Raw genomic sequence first — 16,665 nt, forward strand, 5'->3', positions numbered from 1 at the left:
CTCACGCCTTCAGCGTGTCCTTCCGGTACAGCCAGGCCGCGCCGCCCGCGAAGAGGACGAAGGAGACGACGAGGATGGCGATGTCCTGGGTGTGGGGGGTCTCGCTCTGCTCGATGGCCCGTCCCAGAGCAGCGTACGCGTGCGTGGGCAGCCACTCGGCGATGTCCTGGAGCCACTGCGGGAAGCTCGTGGAGGGCATCCACAGGCCGCCGAGGATCGACATGCCGAAGTAGATGATCATCGTGATGGGGCGGACCGCGTCCCCGGTGGCCACGTAGCCGATGGCGACGCCGAGCGCGGCGAAGACGAGGCTGCCCGCCCAGATCACGCCGGTGAGGGCGAGCCACTGCCAGGCGTCGAGGCGGACGTCCTTCACGGCCGCGGCGACGACGAACACCACGATGATCGACGGCAGGCTGACCACGGCGGCGCTCGCGGTCTTGGCGAGGACGTAGCCGCGCCCGGGCAGCGTGGTCAGCCGCAGCTGCCGGACCCAGCCGCTCTCGCGCTCCTTGGCGATGCGCTCGCTGTTGCCCATCAGAACGGCGGTCAGGGCGCCGAAGGAGGCCATGGAGACCATCAGGTAGGTGGCGACGGTCAGGCCGCTGTCACCGACCCGCTCGCCCGAGCCGGAGCTGCTGGAGAAGATCAGGTAGATGAAGGAGGGGTAGAGCACCGAGAAGAACAGGAACTTCTTGTTGCGCAGGGCGCGGCTCAGTTCGAGTCTGATCAGCGAGTTCATGACTGCTTGGCCTCCTCGGCCTCCGTGATGGCGACGAAGGCCTGCTCCAGGCCGAGTCCGGCGACTTCGAGGTTGCGGGGGTAGAGGCCGAGGCCGTAGACGGCGTGGACGGTCGCGTCGGCGTCGGCGGACTGGATGCGGACGGTCTGGCCGGAGACGTCGATCGAGGTGAGGAACGGCAGGTCGCGCAGGGCGCTCTCGTCGATCTCGCCCTCGAGGTCGAAGGAGACCCGGCGGGCGCCGGCCTTGGCCTTGATCTCGGCGGCCGTGCCGTCGGCGAGCAGCCGGCCCCGGTGCAGCACCAGCACCCGGTCGGCGATGGCGTCGGCCTCTTCTAGGTAGTGGGTGGCGAAGAGGACCGTGCGGCCCTGGTCGGCCTGCTCACGCATGGTGGCCCAGAAGGCCTGGCGGGCGGAGACGTCCATGCCGGTGGTCGGCTCGTCCAGGATGATCAGGTCGCTGTCGCCGGCCGTGGCGAGGGCGAAGCGGACTCGCTGCACCTGGCCGCCGGAGAGCTTGTTGACCTTGCGGTCGGCGATCTGGGTGATGCCCGCGCGCGCCATCACGTCCTCGGCCTTGTACGGCTTCGGGTGCAGCGAGCAGGCCAGCTTCACCAGCTCGGTGACGGTGACGTCGTCCATGAGCCCGCCGCTCTGCAGCATGGCTCCCACCCGGCCGGCGACGATCGCCTCGCGGGGGCTGGTGCCGAACACGCCGACGGTGCCGCTGTCGGGGTGCTTGAGGCCCAGCAGGAGGTCGAGGGTGGTGGACTTGCCGGCGCCGTTCGGGCCGAGAAGGGCGACGGTCTCCCCCGGGTACAGGCGGAGCGAGAGGCCGTCGACGGCCCGTACGCTCCCGTACGTCTTGGTCACCTGGTCGAACCCGACCACCGGGGTGGTCGTGGCCGGTGCCGCTGTCGTTGTCATGCCCACCATGCTGACCGTGGGGGGCCGGTGCGGGGCAGTGTCGGCGGTCCTGGATGCCGGATGACAGATGTCATGCGGCCCGGTGACACGACGCGGGGGCGCCAGGTGGGCACCCCCGCGCGGGCGTGTCAGTTCGGGTTGGTGGCGATGACCGCGACCCGGTCGGTCCGGCTCGTCAGGGCGCCCCGCAGCGCCACGTAGACGTCCTGGGGCGTGACGGCGGTCTTCTTGCCGTTGGCCCGGGTGATCAGCACGCCGTCGAAGGTCTGGCCGTAGAGCTGCTTCAGGGCGGCCAGGTCGGGCTTGTCGACGAGCTTGCCGTCGACGGCCGTCACCCGGAGGAACTTCCACAGCGACTTCTGCGGGCTCATCTGGATCGAGTGCAGCGCGTCCGTCCGCACCGTGACGTTCGCCGACATCGCCGGGTCGGCGAAGTCCTTCATCTCCCGGTCGACCTCGGCCTTCGAGACCGTCGGCTGCCGGGTGGTGCTCGGGACCGTCACCGGGACGGCCGTGCCGGTCTCCACCATCGTGCGGTAGGCCTGGGCGACCGCCTGGCCGGAGCGGGCCGCGTCGACGGCCTTGCCCGCCTTGCCGTAGACGGCGACGGCCTTGCCGGCCTTGAACTCGACGCCGCCCTCGGTGACGGTGCCCGTCCCCGAGCCGCCGCCGGTCTGCTGGAGCGCGGCCTGGAGCTTCTCCTCGTCCACCGGCATGGACGGCTCGATCTCGCGCTTCTGCCCGAAGAGGGTGCCGATCACGGTGACCGGGTTGTAGTCGCTCTTCGCGGCCGCGGCGACCGTGCTCTGGAAGTCGAACTGCAGGCCCGCGTTGGCGGGGGCGACGGACACCGTCCGGCCGCCGACGGACAGCTTCAGCGGCTGGTCGACCCGCTTGCCGAAGGCGTCGTCGAGCTTCTTGACGGCGTCGTCACGGGTGCCGCCGCCGATGTCCACGCCGAGCACGGTGGTGCCCTTGGGCACGTCGGTGTGGTTCATCAGCAGCCCGGCACCGTAGGCGCCGCCCGCGAGGACGACCACACCGACGGCGAGCAGCACGAGCTTGTTGCGGCCCTTCTTCTTCGGCCTGGCCGCGGCCTTGGGCTGGGCGGCCGGCGCCGGCCGCTTGGGCGCGCTGCGCGGCGCGGGCCCGTCGGCGAGCGCGCCGCCGGGACCGAACGGGGCGTTCCCGGCGGACGGGACGACCGGAATGCCGCTGGTGACGGTGTGTCCGGAGACGTTGTCCGGGGCGCGGTAGCCGGGGGCGCCCGGCTCGGGGGCCGGCTTCTGCGGGGTCAGGATCGCGGTGTCGTCGCTGAGACCGCCGCCGGGCAGGTGGTGGCTGCCGGTGTCACCCGGGAGCCGGTGGCTGCCCGTGTCGCCGTAGCCGCCCGGCACCTGGTGGCTGCCGGTGTCGCCGTAAGGCGTCCGGTGGCTGCCGGTGTCGCCCGGGAGCTGGTGGCTGCCGGTGTCGCCGTAGCCGCCGGGGCCGGTGAAGGACTCGCCCGGGCCGAGGTCCAGGTCGCTGAGCGCGCTCCTCGGGCCGGCCCCCGGGACGAACGGGCCGTCGCCGGTGACCGGGCCGCCGGTGGGGCCCGCGGGGCCCTGCGGGCCGCGGCCGCCCTGGCCGTTCGGCCCGTTGAAGCCGTTCGGGCCGCCGGGCCCGCCGGTGCCGTTCGCACCGCTCGCGCCGGAAGCACCGGCGCCGAAGCCGTTCTGGCCGCCCTCCGAGAAGTACGGCAGGTCGTCGCGGCTCGCCTCGCCGCCGCCGGGCGTGCCCGGGCGTGAGCCGCCCAGCGGGCCCGCGGCCAGTGCCTCCGTCACGTCGAACGAGCCGGTGCCGCCGCCGTGTCCCGGGGCGACCGGGCCGCCGGTGGCGCTGGGCAGGCCCGAGCCCTTCTGGCCGGGACGGGTGCCGCCCGGCGCGCCCATGGAGCCGACCACACCGCCGGGACGGCCGGCACCGGGCTTGGCGCCGGTGCCGCCGGCCGTGCCGGAGGCACCCGGACCGCCGGGACGCGCACCGGGCACGGAAGGGGCGGAAGCCGCGGAAGGGCCAGAAGGGGCAGAAGGTGCGGACGGGCCGGAAGGCGCGGAAGGCGCGGCGGAACCGCCGGGCGTACCGGCCCCGTTCGTGCCGCCGCCACCCTGACCGCCCTTGGGGGCGCCGGACTTGCGGGGCGCGAACCAGTCGCTGGTCTTCTCCTCGGCCTGCGCGGCGGGTTCGGCGGCCGGTTCGGCGGCGACAGGCGGCGGCGCGGCGGCGGGGGCCGCCGGCCGCGGCTCGGCGGCCGGGGCGTCCCCGGCGGCCTCGCTCTCCGCGACGGGCTTGCGCACGACGACCGGAGGGATGGGCCGCGATCCGGGGATGTTGATCCGGATCCGGGTCGTCAGCGTGGTCTCGGTCTTGCGTTCCTCGGGCCGCGCAGCCGAACGGCCCGCGTCCGCACCGGCGTCGGAAGCCAGGGGTGTCCCGTACGGCGGCGTCCCCGAGGGGTATGCGGCTCCGCCGGTCCCGTTGGGCCCGGAGGACGGAGTGTCAGTTTCACGACTCAAGGCAGGTTCTCCCGGTTGGCTCCGCCGCCCGTTACGACCTCAGCGGGCAGCTCGGCGGCGCGCACCACCATACTGGCCACCTCTGGCGTGTATCCCATGACCGCCCAGGAAACCCACACCGGACTCCCACGCGTGTCGTATGGCGAAGTGGTACGTCACTTGGCAAGTCGGGCGGGGCCGCCGTGGGGTTGCCGCCCGGGGCCAAGGGTGGCGCAGATCACAGCGAGCGCCATGCCGCCGAACAGGAAGAGGTAGGAGCCGCCACCGGCGCCGAACAGGAAGTCCCCCTCGGGGCGGCCGGCGGTGAGCAGGACGACCGCGATCATCCAGCCCGCCACCGGGGCCACTGCTCCGGACCGGCCGCCGAGCGCGTAGGCCCCGCCGAGGAAGAGGCCCGCGGCCCCGGCGAGGGCGAGCAGCAGCCCGCCGGGGAACCAGGCGGCCTGGACCAGGGTTCCGGCGAGCCCGACGATCGCGCCGAGCACGAAGAGTCCGGCGAGAGCGGCGATCCGCCCGGCCGACGGGCGGCGCAGCGGCTGGGCGAGCATCGGGCCGCGGCCGGTGGTGCTCATGACGCCTCCACGGTGACGCCGGCGAACAGGTCGGTCTCCCCGGGCCGCACCTCGCCGCGCACCAACTCGTAGTACTCGGTGGTGAACAGCGGCTGTGCCAGCTCGTTGGAGAGCGCGAAGCAGGAGCCGGCCACCTCGATCTGGGTGGCGTGGGCGCGCATCGCGGCGGCCTTGGCGGCGGCGTACGGGCCGCCGTCGAGCGTGGTGGTGATCCGCTCGTCGTCGACCACGCCCGGCAGGTCGGCCACGGTGGCGGTCTTGGCGAAGGGCAGGGCGGGCAGCTCGTCCTGGAGGCGGGCGAAGGCCGCCTCGGCGACGGAGCGCGGCATCCGGTTCCAGTAGACCTTCTGGACCCGGTGGCCGCGTTCGTCGCCGAGTTCGACGGCGCGCATGGCGACGCGGTGGGCCTGGATGTGGTCCGGGTGGCCGTACCCGCCGTGGTCGTCGTAGGTGACGAGGACCTGCGGGCGGAGCTCCAGGATCACCTCGGCCAGCGAGCCCGCGGCCTCGTCCAGGTCGGCTTGCCAGAAGCAGTCGGGGTCCTCGTTGTCGGAGATGCCCATCATGCCGGAGTCGCCGTAGCGGCCGGCGCCACCGAGCAGCCGGACGTCCTCGACGCCCAGCTCGCGCAGCGCCGAGACCAGCTCACCGCGCCGGTGCGCGCCCAGCGCGGGACCGGCCAGGTGCCGCAGCCCGGGCGGGATGACCTCGCCCCGCTCGCCCAGGGTGCAGGTGACCAGGGCCACGTGGGCACCCTCGGCCGCGTACCTGGCCATGGTCGCGCCGTTGTTGATCGACTCGTCGTCCGGGTGCGCGTGCACCAGCAGCAGACGCCGGTCGGGCAGATCCGTCATGGGACCACCCTACGAGGTCCGCCCGGGCCGGCCGTCAGAACTTGATGCTGCCGATCATGCTGACGACGTTCGTGGTCAGCTCGCTGATCGTGGGCGCGACGGTCGAGGAGGCGAGATAGAAGCCGAGCAGCATGCAGATGACCGCGTGACCGCCCTTCAGACCGGACTTCTTGATCAACAAGAAGACGATGATCGCCAGCAGCACCACCGCCGAAATCGAGAGTGCCACGGCGGCTCACCTCCAAAGATCCCAGGGACGCGGGGGGTTCGGACTGTGGGGCTTGTGACCTGGTTCTTGATCGTCGGCGCAAACCCATGCGGACGCCAGCAGGTTCATACCCACTCAGCGGTAGTGATCATAACTATCCGTGCTCGCGCATCGCTCGGCGCACGGCCGCACAAGGGGGCGCATGGCCAATATGGTCGGGGTATGACGACCGAGGCTGACTCCTTCCCCCGTCGGCACGCGCGCACGCAGCGGTTCACGCTCGGCGCGCCGCGCGCGTTCACCGTGGCGCCCGACGGCTCGCGTGTCGTGTTCCTGCGCTCGCGCTCCGGCACCGACCGGGCCAACTCCCTCTGGATCCTCGACCCCGCGGACGGCGCCGAGCGCCTGGCGGCCGACCCGGACGCCCTGTTGCGGGGCGCCTCGGAAGAACTCTCGGCCGAGGAGCGGGCGCGCCGGGAACGCAGTCGTGAGGGCGGTGCCGGCATCGTCGGCTACGCCACCGACGCGGCCGTGGAGTTGGCCTCTTTCGCCTTGTCAGGGCGGCTTTTCACGGCGGAGCTGCGGGCCGGCACGACGCGTGAACTCGCGGTGCCGGGACCGGTGATCGACCCGCGCCCGGCCCCCGACGGGCGGCACGTCGCCTACGTCGCCCGGGGCGCGCTGCGGGTCGTGGCCGCCGGGGGCGGCGACGACAGGCCGCTGGCGAAGCCTGAGGCGGACCAGGTCACCTACGGGCTCGCCGAGTTCGTCGCGGCCGAGGAGATGGGGCGCACGCGGGGCTTCTGGTGGGCGCCGGAGTCGGACCGGCTGCTGGTGGCGCGGGTGGACGACACGCCGGTGCGGCGCTGGTGGATCGCCGATCCGGCCCGTCCGGAGCGTGAGCCACACCACGTCGCGTACCCGGCGGCGGGCACCGCCAACGCGGACGTACGGCTGTTCGTGCTCGGGCTTGACGGGACGCGCACGGAGGTCGTCTGGGACCGGGCGCGCTACCCGTACCTGGCGCGTGTGCACTGGTCACAGGCGGGTGCGCCGCTGCTCCTCGTGCAGTCGCGGGACCAGCGCGGCCAGGTGTTCCTGGCGGTCGACCCGGACTCCGGGGCGACCCGGATGGTGCATGCCGACGAAGATCCAACATGGCTGGAAATTTTCCCCGGCGTGCCCTGCTGGAGCCCCTCCGGGCGGCTGGTCCGGATCGCGGACGAGGGGGGCGCACGAGTGCTCGCGGTGGGCGAACGGCCGCTCACCGGTGCCCAGTTGCACATCCGTGCGGTACTCGACGTGACGGCCGACGACGTGCTGGTCTCGGCCTCGGCGGGCGAGGACGCGGAGTCCCCCGAGATCGGCGAGGTGCATGTCTACCGGGTCAACGAACTGGGCGTGGAGCGCGTGTCGCAGGAGCCCGGGGTGCACTCGGCCGTGCGCGCCGGGGGCGTGACGGTGCTGGTGTCCGCGACGCCGGCCGATCCGGGCGCCCGCGCCCAGGTACTGCGTGACGGAAAACGAACGGCGACTGTCACCTCGTACGCCGAAGATCCGGGTTTGTCCCCCCGCGTGACGCTCGCCCATGGGGGCGCACGCCGAATTCCGTGCGCCGTGCTTATGCCGACGGACTACCCCGGTGACACTCCCCTGCCCGTGCTCCTGGACCCGTACGGCGGGCCGCACGGCCAGCGCGTGGTGGCCGCGCACAACGCGCACCTGACCTCGCAGTGGTTCGCCGACCAGGGCTTCGCGGTGGTCGTCGCCGACGGCCGGGGCACCCCGGGCCGCTCGCCGGCCTGGGAGAAGGCCGTCCGGGACGACCTCGCGCAGGTCGTGCTCCAGGACCAGGTCGACGCACTTCAGGCGCTGGCCGCGGACTTCCCCCTCGACCTCGGCCGGGTGGCGATCCGCGGCTGGTCCTTCGGCGGCTACCTGGCCGCTCTGGCGGTGCTGCGCCGCCCGGACGTCTTCCACGCGGCGGTGGTCGGCGCGCCCGTCACCGACCTGCGGCTGTACGACACCCACTACCAGGAGCGCTACCTCGGCCACCCGGACGAGCGGCCGGAGGTCTACCGGCGCAACTCGCTGGTCGACGACGCGGGCCTGGTCGACCCGGCCGAGCCGCACCGCCCGATGATGATCATCCACGGGCTCGCGGACGACAACGTGGTCGTCGCGCACTCCCTGCGGCTGTCCTCCGCCCTGCTGGCGGCGGGCCGCCCGCACGAGGTGCTGCCGCTGTCCGGGGTCACCCACATGACGCCGCAGGAGACCGTGGCGGAGAACCTGCTGCGGTTGCAGCTCGACTTCCTCCGGCGCTCGCTGGGCCTGCCGCGCGCATCGGCGTGAACGGCGTTAACGCGCGGGCAACTTGACGGAAGCGGTGCCGAGACACGGACGCGCGACGCTGATCGGCGTACGGCCGTGCGGGTGCCGTGAAGCGGGCCGGGGTGCGACGTCACCCCGGCCCGTTGCCGTTCCGGGCGGCCTGCCGCGGTTCCTCCGGCGGCACGACCTGCCGCTCCTGGGCGAAGTGGCAGGCGGAGTCGTGGGCCGCCGGGCCGGTGGTGCCGCGGAACTCCTCGGGCACGGCCAGCGCCGGGACCTCCACGGCGCAGCGCTCCCGGGCCTTCCAGCAGCGGGTGCGGAAGCGGCAGCCCGAGGGGATGTCCGTCGGGGAGGGGACGTCGCCCACGAGGATGATCCGCTCCCGGCGGTCACGGGCCGCGGGGTCGGGGACGGGCACCGCCGAGAGCAGCGCCTGGGTGTAGGGGTGCGTGGGGTGGTCGTAGATCTCGGCCTGGCTGCCGGTCTCCACGATCCGGCCGAGGTACATGACCGCGACCCGGTCCGAGATGTGCCGGACGATGGAGAGGTCGTGGGCGATGAAGACGTAGGACAGCTCGAACTCCGACTGGAGCCGGTCCATCAGGTTGATCACCTGGGCCTGGACGGAGACGTCCAGGGCCGAGACCGGTTCGTCCGCGACGATCACCTCGGGGCGCAGGGCCAGCCCGCGGGCGATGCCGATGCGCTGGCGCTGGCCGCCGGAGAACTGGTGCGGGTAGCGGTTGACGAAGTCGGGGTCGAGGCCGACCACGTCCAGCAGTTCGCGCACCTGGCGCCGTCGGTCGCCCTTGGGTGCCGCCTCGGGGTGGATCTCGTACGGCTCGCCGACGATGTCGCCCACCGTCATGCGCGGGTTGAGGGAGGTGTACGGGTCCTGGAAGACCATCTGGATGTTGCGGCGGACGGCCTTCAGCGCCCGCCCGGACAGTCGGGTGATGTCCTCGCCCTTGAACCTGATCGAGCCCGCCGTCGGGCGCTCCAGGTTGCACAGCAGCTTCGCCACCGTCGACTTGCCGCAGCCGGACTCGCCGACGATGCCCAGGGTCTCGCCCCGGCCGAGCGTGAAGTCGACGCCGTCGACCGCCCGTACCACGCCGACCTGCTTCTTGAAGACGATGCCCCGCATCAGGGGGTAGTGCTTGACGAGGCCGCGGACCTCCAGGATCGGCTCAGTGGTCGGGGCCATGCAGGCACTCCCTCCAGAAGTGGCAGGCGCTGCCGCGGGTCTCGGAGACCGCGTACAGCGGGGGCTCGTCCGTACGGCAGACGTCCCGGGCCATCGGACAGCGCGGGTGGAAGGCGCAGCCGGGCGGGATGTGCATGAGGTTCGGCGGCAGGCCCCTGATGGCGTACAGCTCCCGGCCCCTCTGGTCCAGGCGCGGGATGGAGTCCAGCAGGCCCCGGGTGTAGGGGTGGGCGGGCGCCTTGTAGATGTCGTGGACGGGGGCGGACTCGACGATCCGGCCCGCGTACATCACGGCGATCCGGTCGGCGACGTCCGCGACCACCCCCAGGTCGTGCGTGATGAGGATGAGGCCCATCCGGTACTCGCGCTGCAACTCCGCGAGCAGGTCCATGACCTGGGCCTGGACGGTGACGTCCAGGGCGGTGGTGGGCTCGTCCGCGATGATGAGGGCCGGCTCGAGCGCCATCGCCATGGCGATCATGATGCGCTGGCGCATACCGCCGGAGAACTGGTGCGGGTAGTCCCGCACCCGCTGGGCCGCTCCCGGGATGCGCACCCGGTCCATCAGCTCGACCGCCCGGGCCCGCGCCTCCTTGCGCGACATCCCGCGGTGCACCGTGAACATCTCGCCGAGCTGGTCGCCCACGGAGAGCACGGGGTTGAGCGCCGACAGCGCGTCCTGGAAGATCATCGCCATATGGGCGCCGCGGACGCCCCGCCGCTCGTCCTCCTTCAGCTTCAGCAGGTCCCGGCCCTGGAAGAGGATCTCGCCGCCGGTGATCCGGGCCGGCGGGGCGTCGAGGATGCCCATCACGGCCTGCGCGGTCACCGACTTCCCGGAACCCGACTCGCCGAGCACCGCCAGGGTCTCCCCCGCGTCTACGGCGTACGACACCCCGTTGACCGCGTGGGCGATCCCGTCCCGGGTGCGGAACTCCACGTGCAGGTCGCGTACTTGAAGCAGCATGGCGCCGTCACCTCAGCTTGGGATCGAGGGCGTCGCGCACCGCGTCGCCGAGCATGATGAAGGCCAGGACCGTGACGGCGAGGGCGCCCGAGGGCCACAGCAGGGCGTGCGGGGCGTTGCGGACGTACGGGGAGGCGGCGGAGATGTCGATGCCCCAGGAGACGCTCGGCGGCTTCAGGCCGACGCCCAGGTAGGACAGGGTCGCCTCCAGCGCGATGTAGGTGCCGAGCGCGATGGTGGCGACGACGATCACGGGGGCCACGGCGTTGGGCGCGATGTGCCTCAGCAGGATGCGGGAGTTGGAGGCGCCGAGGGCGCGGGCGGCCTGGACGTAGTCGTTCTGCCGGGCGGTGATGACCGAGCCGCGCGCGATGCGGGAGATCTGCGGCCAGCCGAGCAGCACCATGAACCCGATGACCGGCCAGACGGTGTTGCTGGTCACGACGGAGAGCAGGACGAGGCCGCCGAGGACGACCGGGATGGCGAAGAAGATGTCGGTCGTCCGGGACAGCAGCGAGTCCCACGGTCCGCCGAAGAAGCCGGCGAGCCCGCCGAGCACCGAGCCGAGGAGCGCGACGCCGAGGGTGGCGCACACGCCCACGGTGACGGAGGCCCGGGCGCCGTACACGGTCCGGGTGTAGACGTTGCAGCCCTGCCCGTCGTAGCCGAAGGGTGCGCCCGGTCCCGGGCCGTCCTGGGCCTTGGCGAGGTCACAGGTCAGGGGGCTGCCGGGAGCGATCGCCGAGGGCCACAGGGAGATGAAGACCAGGAACAGGATGACCACGGCGGAGCCGATGAAGACGGGGTTGCGGCGCAGGTCCCGCCAGGCGTCGGACCACAGCGACCGCGGCTTGCCCCGGGGTCCGGTGCCCTCGGGTCCGCCGGGTGTCCGCTCCAGGGTGGCCGCCTCGCTCGTCGCGAGGTCCATGGCTCCGCCCATCCCGGTGCCGGCGATCGCACCCTCCTGCTGGTACGGCTGTTCAGGCATAGCGGATCCTCGGGTCGAGCACGGCGTACAGCAGGTCCACGAGCAGGTTGGCGATGAGGAAGACCAGGACGAGCACGGTCACGAAGCCGACCACCGTCTGGGTGTTCTGGCGCAGGATGCCCTGGTAGAGCTGGTAGCCGACGCCGTGGATGTTGAAGATCCGCTCGGTGACGATGGCGCCGCCCATCAGCGCCCCGATGTCGGCGCCGATGAAGGTGACCACGGGGATGAGGGAGTTGCGCAGCAGGTGCCGGGTGACGACCCGGTGCCGGGGCAGCCCCTTGGCGACGGCCGTGCGCACGTAGTCGGAGCGCTTGTTCTCCGCCAGGGAGGTCCGGGTGAGCCGGGTGACGTAGGCGAGCGAGACGGAGGCGAGGACCAGGCCGGGCACGATCAGCTCGCCGAAGGCGGCCTGCGGGGAGACGGACGGCTTGATCCACCCCCACTGGACGCCCAGCAGGAGCTGGAGCAGCAGGCCGGTGACGAAGGTGGGGACGGAGATGACGACGAGGGTGAGGACGAGGATCGAGGTGTCGACGGGCCGGCCGCGCCGCATCCCGGTCAGCACGCCGAGGGTGATGCCGATGACGATCTCGAAGAGGATGGCGACGATCGTGAGCCGGACGGTGACCGGGAACGCCGACGCCATCAGTTCGGTGACCGGCTGGCCGTTGAACGCCGTACCGAAGTTCCCGGTGAAGACGTTCCCCATGTAGGTGAGGTACTGCTGCCAGACCGGCTTGTCCAAGCCGAACTCCTTCTCCAACTGGGCGGTGGTGGCCGGGTCGCAGGCCCGCTCACCGCACAGCCCCGCGATGGGGTCGCCCATCACGTTCACCATGAGGAAGATCAGCAGGGTGGCTCCGATGAACACCGGGATCATCTGCAGCAGCCGTCTGACGACGTAGCGCCCCATGCCGGTCAGCCGACCTTGATCTCGTTGTAGACCGGGACGCTGAAGGGGTTGAGCGCGACGTGGGAGAGCCGGGCGGAGTACCCGGCGCTGCCGTTCTGGTACCAGAGCGGGATGGCGGCCATGTTGTCCCGCACCACGCCCTCGGCCTGCTGGAAGAGCCCGATCGCGGTGGCGCTGTCGGTCTCGGCGTTGGCCCGGTCGACGATCCCGTCGAACCGTTTGTCGGACCACTTGCCGTCGTTGGAGGAGGCGTTGGTGTAGTACAGCGGCTGCAGGAAGTTCTGGATCAGGGGGTAGTCCATCTGCCAGCCGGCCCGGAAGGGGCCGGACATCCGGTGCTGGGAGATCTGGTTGCGGAAGTCGGCGAAGGTGCCGACCGGGTTGCCGACGCAGGCCTTGTCGTCGCCGAGCGCGTTGTTGATGGAGTTGCACACGGCGTCCACCCACTGCTTGTGCGAGCCCGTGTCCGCGTTGTAGGTGATCTTCAGCCCGCCTCCCGGGAGCCCGCCGCCCTCCTGGATGAGCTTCTTCGCCTGCGCGGGGTCGTGCTCACAGGCGTGGCCGCACAGGCCCGCCTGGAAGCCGCCCTCCTTGCCGAGGACCGGGCTGGTCCAGTCGGTGGCGGGGGTGCGGGTGCCGCGGAAGAGGGTCTTGGTGATCTGCGCGCGGTCGATGGCCATGGACAGGCCGGTGCGGACCTTGCGCGCGCCGGCGGTGTTCCACCGCGGGTCGTAGTACGGGAAGGCGAGCGTCTGCAGGATGCCGGCGGGGGTGTTGATGTAACGGCCGTCCAGGTCCGTGCCGACGTTCTTGAGCTGGGTGGCGGGCACGTCGTCGACCAGGTCCAGGTTGCCGGCCAGCACGTCGGTGTAGGCGGTGTTGTTGTCGGTGTAGACCAGCAGGGTGACCCCGTCGTTGCGGGCGCGGTCGGGCCCGGGGTAGGCGTCCCACTTCTTCAGGGACATCGCGGAGCCCTTGGTGTACGAGTCGATCAGGTACGGCCCGTTGCCGACCGGTCTGCTCACCCAGGCCGCGTGGTCGGTGAAGAACGTCCTCGGCAGCGGGGCGAAGGCCACGTAGCCGAGGGTGTCGGGGAAGCTGGAGAACTTCTGGCCGAGGCGGACGGTGAAGGTGCGGGGGCCGGTGACCTTCAGGCCGGAGAGGGTGTCGGCGGTCTGCGGTCCGCTGTCGGGGTGGACCTTGTCGTAGCCCTCGATGTAACCGAAGAAGTAGGCGTTCTTCTGGTTGTTCCTGAGGCCGGCGCCGTAGTTCCACGCGTCGACGAAGGAGCGGGCGGTGACCGGCTCCCCGTTGCTGAACTTCCAGCCGTCCTTGACGGTGATGGTGTAGTTCCGCGAGTCGGAGGTGTCGATCCGCTCCGCGAGCATGTTCTCGGCCTTGGCCGTCCGCGGGTTGTACCGCTTCAGCCCGCGGAAGATCATGTCGAGCACCTTGCCGCCCTGCACCTCGTTGGTGTTCGAGGGCTCCAGCGGGTTCTGCGGATCACCCCAGGAGGAGGTCAGCACCCCGGCTTCGCCCGCACTGGCGCCGCTCCCGCAGGCCGTGGCGGCGAGCCCCGTCGCCAGCACACCGGCGACCCATCGGGCGCGCGTGATTCCCCGCATGCGTGCCTCCTCCGCGATCACCCACCGTACCGGTCAATATGGGCATACAAGACGCATACCGCATAGGGGGCGCGCGATGGGGGGGCCGTTGGGGTGACGGGCGGCCGGGGCCGCGAGTCGCGGCGGGTGGGGGCCGGACGAAGAAAGGCCCGCACCCCGTCCGGGCGCGGACCCTCACCCCGCCGCCAGGCGAACGGGACGCGCCGGCCACACCCCACGGGGTGGCGGGCGAAGCCTCCGCAAATACGTTTCTGCGCAGGCGTGCGCGAGCTGCCGGTGGTGAGGTCAGGGACCGGCGCTGATCCATCCGCGCTGGACCGCCTTCGCCCCGGCCTGGAACCGGCTGCGGGCCTGGAGCTTCTCCATCAGTTCGGCCGCCATGCGGCGGGCGGTCCGGGGCGAGACACCGAGACGGCGGGCGATGACCTCGTCGGTGTACCCGTCGTACAGGAGCCTGAGGTACTCGGTCTCCACCCGGCTCGGCCCGTGCGGCGCCTCGGGGTCGCGGGAGTCGCCGAGCGGTGTGGCCCGCTGCCAGAAACTCTCGAAGAGTTCACACATGGCGGCGAGGACACCCTTGCCGCGCAGCAGCAGCACCCCGTCGCCGGTCGACTGGTCGTCCATCGGGACGACGGCGGTGTGCCGGTCGACGATCAGCATGCGGACCGGCAGGGTCGGCACCGTGCGGACCTGGCCGCCCCGACCGGTCAGCCAGGTGGCGTAGGCGACGGACGGCTGATGGTTGCGCACGCTGTCGAGATACATGGTGCGCATACGCACGCCGCGGTCGAGGAGTTCCAGGTCCTGCGGTCTCGCGGCTTCCATGTTCTCGGCCGTCTGAGCGCCCGGCGCGAATGCCATCACTTCCGTGGTGACCTCACGGCACAGCAGTCCGATGCGATCCCGGATCTCGTCGAGTCCGACCGCCTGCTCGATTTCACCGACCGGCCCCCCGGGCGGCTCCGTGAATTCAGCGGCCAGTTTCTCCACGGCGAGCCGCACGTCCTCGGTCCGCTTGCGTTCTTCCGCGAGGCGGGCCTCCTGCCGGGCCAGCAGCCATTTCAGCGCGGTCTGCGGGCCCACCGCCCGTACTCGGGCGGGCGCCTCCCCCGAGATCCGGACCAGCGACAACTCGCTCAATATGTCGAGCTGGTTGCGGAGTTCCTGCTCCGAAAGGCCCGTCGTCCGAAGAATTTCATGGAAATCGCCGTCCGGATTATTCAGTACGGCGCGATAGATATGGGCGGTCTCATCCTTGATTCCGAGCACATCGAACACTCATCTCCCCCTTCGCGAACCGGTATGGCCGGACCGGCGCGCAGGGCATCCTACCTGCCGGAGTTGAACACCAGAAGGGCGCTATTGAGGCGTCGTTCAGTAGACCTTCAGTACTTCAAGAATCTACGTACGGAGAGTCACCAAGGACCCGCAGGGGAATCTTCCGAATGGTGCAGGAAACAGGCAACTGTCCGATGTCAGTATCGACGTACAGGGCGGCCCCTCATCCGGATTCGGGGCCGGAGAGGGGAACGCGATGCGCTGGGACGGGGTACACATAGCGGCGACCGGGGTCTGGCTGCCCGGCCGGCTGTCGGCCGAGGAGGCGGTGGCGGCGGGGGCGTACGACGCCGACGAGCACGCCGCGAACAGGATCGTGTCCGTCGCCGCGGCCGAGACCGAGGCGGACGGTGGGCCGTCCGCACCGGAGATGGCGGTACGGGCGGCGCGCACGGCGCTGCGGCGGGCCGGCGCGGCCGCCGAGCGGGTGTCCGCTGTGTTCCACAGCCATGTCTGGTTCCAGGGCGCCGACATGTGGACGCCGGCCTCCTATGTGGCGGACCGTACGGCCGGTTCGGGTGTCCCGGCCTTCGGGCTCCAGCAGTCGTGCAACGCCGGGGTCTCCTCGCTGGAGCTCGGCGCCCGCCACCTGGAGGTGGGCGGCGCGGTCCTGCTCACCACCGCGGACCGGTTCTCCGGACCGTCGTTCGACCGCTGGCGCTGCGAGCGGGGTCTGGTCTACGGCGACGCGGGGACCGCGCTGGTGCTGTCGTCCGTCGGCGGGTTCGCCCGGCTGCTGTCCACCTCGACCGCGGTGGACAACTCCCTGGAGGCGATCTCCCGTCCGGCGAGCCCGGTCGCCGACCCGTCCGAGGCGCGGCGTCCGCTGGACCTGAGCGCCCTCGCGGACGACTATGTCCGGGCGAACGGCGATCCGCGCAGGCTGACCCTCAGGACGGCCCAGGTCGCCGACGCCTCCGTGCGGCAGGCGCTGGCGGACGCGGACACCCGCATGGAGGACGTCTCCCGCGTGGTGCTCAACGCCACCGGGCGGTCCCGGATGCGCTGGCAGCTCGAACTCCAGCTCGGCCTCAACGAGAAGATGTCCAACTGGGAGTTCTGCAGCGAGGCCGGCCACCTCGGGGCGGGCGACCACTTCGCGGGACTCGACGATCTGGTGCGGTCCGGCCAGGTGCTCCCGGGCGACCGCGTCCTCCTCGTCGGTGGCGGCACGGGCTACAGCTGCACCTCGGCGGTCGTCGAGATCACGGAGTCCGCGCACCGGCCCGAGTGAGCGTGGGCCGGCCGCGGCGGGGACGTTCCGCCGGCCGGGCCCCGGGCGGTGGCCCGGCCGGGTGAGCCACCCGGGGCGGTGGCCCGGCCGGGTGAGCCACCCGGGGCCGTGCTCCCGGCCCCCTCCGAAAGAGGGTCGTCAGGCCGCGGGGCCCTGCGGCACCGGGGCGTGGGGGGCTCGCACGAGGGTGAGTTTGCGG

14 protein-coding genes are annotated in these 16,665 nt (G+C 71.9%); 2 read left to right on the plus strand and 12 right to left on the minus strand.

The features are described 5' to 3' along the window. Window position 1: 1 nt before the first annotated feature. From V7E45_RS18745 to V7E45_RS18770, 6 genes are all read right to left on the minus strand, one after another. A complete protein-coding gene (locus V7E45_RS18745; RefSeq protein ID WP_333775326.1) occupies window positions 2–742 on the minus strand; it encodes an ABC transporter permease in 741 nt (246 codons plus the stop codon). Further along, window positions 739–1,668, minus strand: a complete 930-nt coding sequence (locus tag V7E45_RS18750; protein ID WP_333775327.1) for an ABC transporter ATP-binding protein — start codon at window positions 1,666–1,668, stop codon at window positions 739–741. Before V7E45_RS18750 ends, V7E45_RS18745 begins: the two co-directional genes overlap by 4 nt. A 128-nt stretch (window positions 1,669–1,796) precedes the next feature. Then, window positions 1,797–4,223 carry a hypothetical protein gene (locus V7E45_RS18755; RefSeq protein ID WP_333775328.1) on the minus strand — a complete coding sequence of 809 codons (2,427 nt, stop codon included), beginning with the start codon at window positions 4,221–4,223 and terminating at the stop codon, window positions 1,797–1,799. Between the two features lie 155 nt (window positions 4,224–4,378). Next, window positions 4,379–4,795 (minus strand): DUF6113 family protein, encoded by a 417-nt coding sequence (locus tag V7E45_RS18760; RefSeq protein ID WP_333775329.1) that lies wholly within the window; start codon window positions 4,793–4,795, stop codon window positions 4,379–4,381. Further along, on the minus strand, window positions 4,792–5,649 hold the full coding sequence (gene mshB / locus V7E45_RS18765) for an N-acetyl-1-D-myo-inositol-2-amino-2-deoxy-alpha-D-glucopyranoside deacetylase (protein WP_333775330.1): 858 nt from the start codon (window positions 5,647–5,649) through the stop codon (window positions 4,792–4,794). Before mshB ends, V7E45_RS18760 begins: the two co-directional genes overlap by 4 nt. Window positions 5,650–5,683: 34 nt before the next feature. Further along, window positions 5,684–5,878: a hypothetical protein gene (locus V7E45_RS18770; protein ID WP_333775331.1), complete on the minus strand. Its 195-nt coding sequence runs from the start codon at window positions 5,876–5,878 to the stop codon at window positions 5,684–5,686. Between the two features lie 201 nt (window positions 5,879–6,079). On the opposite strand from V7E45_RS18770, the gene V7E45_RS18775 reads away from it, so the two are divergent. Next, window positions 6,080–8,212 (plus strand): S9 family peptidase, encoded by a 2,133-nt coding sequence (locus tag V7E45_RS18775; protein ID WP_333775332.1) that lies wholly within the window; start codon window positions 6,080–6,082, stop codon window positions 8,210–8,212. A 109-nt stretch (window positions 8,213–8,321) separates the two neighbouring features. Here V7E45_RS18775 and V7E45_RS18780 read toward each other — a convergent pair whose 3' ends face one another. The 6 genes from V7E45_RS18780 to V7E45_RS18805 form a co-directional block, all read right to left on the minus strand. Next, the gene (locus tag V7E45_RS18780; RefSeq protein WP_333775333.1) at window positions 8,322–9,398 is read right to left on the minus strand and encodes an ABC transporter ATP-binding protein; all 1,077 of its coding nucleotides are present in this window, start codon (window positions 9,396–9,398) and stop codon (window positions 8,322–8,324) included. Then, a complete protein-coding gene (locus V7E45_RS18785; protein ID WP_333775334.1) occupies window positions 9,382–10,365 on the minus strand; it encodes an ABC transporter ATP-binding protein in 984 nt (327 codons plus the stop codon). Before V7E45_RS18785 ends, V7E45_RS18780 begins: the two co-directional genes overlap by 17 nt. A 7-nt stretch (window positions 10,366–10,372) precedes the next feature. Then, entirely contained in the window at window positions 10,373–11,353 is a 981-nt protein-coding gene (locus tag V7E45_RS18790; RefSeq protein WP_333775335.1) for an ABC transporter permease, read from the minus strand. Next, window positions 11,346–12,269, minus strand: a complete 924-nt coding sequence (locus tag V7E45_RS18795; protein ID WP_333775336.1) for an ABC transporter permease — start codon at window positions 12,267–12,269, stop codon at window positions 11,346–11,348. The genes V7E45_RS18790 and V7E45_RS18795 overlap by 8 nt, the downstream gene beginning before the upstream one ends. A 5-nt stretch (window positions 12,270–12,274) precedes the next feature. After that, entirely contained in the window at window positions 12,275–13,894 is a 1,620-nt protein-coding gene (locus V7E45_RS18800; RefSeq protein ID WP_333775337.1) for a peptide ABC transporter substrate-binding protein, read from the minus strand. A 285-nt stretch (window positions 13,895–14,179) separates the two neighbouring features. Next, window positions 14,180–15,172, minus strand: a complete 993-nt coding sequence (locus V7E45_RS18805) for a helix-turn-helix transcriptional regulator (protein ID WP_333775338.1) — start codon at window positions 15,170–15,172, stop codon at window positions 14,180–14,182. A gap of 256 nt (window positions 15,173–15,428) precedes the next feature. On the opposite strand from V7E45_RS18805, the gene V7E45_RS18810 reads away from it, so the two are divergent. After that, window positions 15,429–16,466, plus strand: coding sequence for a ketoacyl-ACP synthase III family protein (locus tag V7E45_RS18810; protein WP_333775339.1), 1,038 nt, complete (start codon window positions 15,429–15,431; stop codon window positions 16,464–16,466). Window positions 16,467–16,665 lie beyond the last annotated feature (199 nt).

Source organism: Streptomyces sp. IBSBF 3136, from assembly GCF_036815105.1.
Lineage (GTDB): Bacteria > Actinomycetota > Actinomycetes > Streptomycetales > Streptomycetaceae > Streptomyces.

What these genes read in the sequence shown, in the direction of transcription:
- V7E45_RS18760 (WP_333775329.1), bottom strand. Translation starts at nt 4,795, where the DNA reads ATGAGCACCACCGGCCGCGGCCCGATGCTCGCCCAGCCGCTGCGCCGC.
- V7E45_RS18795 (WP_333775336.1), bottom strand. Translation starts at nt 12,269, where the DNA reads ATGGGGCGCTACGTCGTCAGACGGCTGCTGCAGATGATCCCGGTGTTC.
- V7E45_RS18800 (WP_333775337.1), bottom strand. Translation starts at nt 13,894, where the DNA reads ATGCGGGGAATCACGCGCGCCCGATGGGTCGCCGGTGTGCTGGCGACG.
- mshB (WP_333775330.1), bottom strand. Translation starts at nt 5,649, where the DNA reads ATGACGGATCTGCCCGACCGGCGTCTGCTGCTGGTGCACGCGCACCCG.
- V7E45_RS18810 (WP_333775339.1), top strand. Translation starts at nt 15,429, where the DNA reads ATGCGCTGGGACGGGGTACACATAGCGGCGACCGGGGTCTGGCTGCCC.
- V7E45_RS18780 (WP_333775333.1), bottom strand. Translation starts at nt 9,398, where the DNA reads ATGGCCCCGACCACTGAGCCGATCCTGGAGGTCCGCGGCCTCGTCAAG.
- V7E45_RS18775 (WP_333775332.1), top strand. Translation starts at nt 6,080, where the DNA reads ATGACGACCGAGGCTGACTCCTTCCCCCGTCGGCACGCGCGCACGCAG.
- V7E45_RS18745 (WP_333775326.1), bottom strand. Translation starts at nt 742, where the DNA reads ATGAACTCGCTGATCAGACTCGAACTGAGCCGCGCCCTGCGCAACAAG.
- V7E45_RS18785 (WP_333775334.1), bottom strand. Translation starts at nt 10,365, where the DNA reads ATGCTGCTTCAAGTACGCGACCTGCACGTGGAGTTCCGCACCCGGGAC.
- V7E45_RS18790 (WP_333775335.1), bottom strand. Translation starts at nt 11,353, where the DNA reads ATGCCTGAACAGCCGTACCAGCAGGAGGGTGCGATCGCCGGCACCGGG.
- V7E45_RS18750 (WP_333775327.1), bottom strand. Translation starts at nt 1,668, where the DNA reads ATGACAACGACAGCGGCACCGGCCACGACCACCCCGGTGGTCGGGTTC.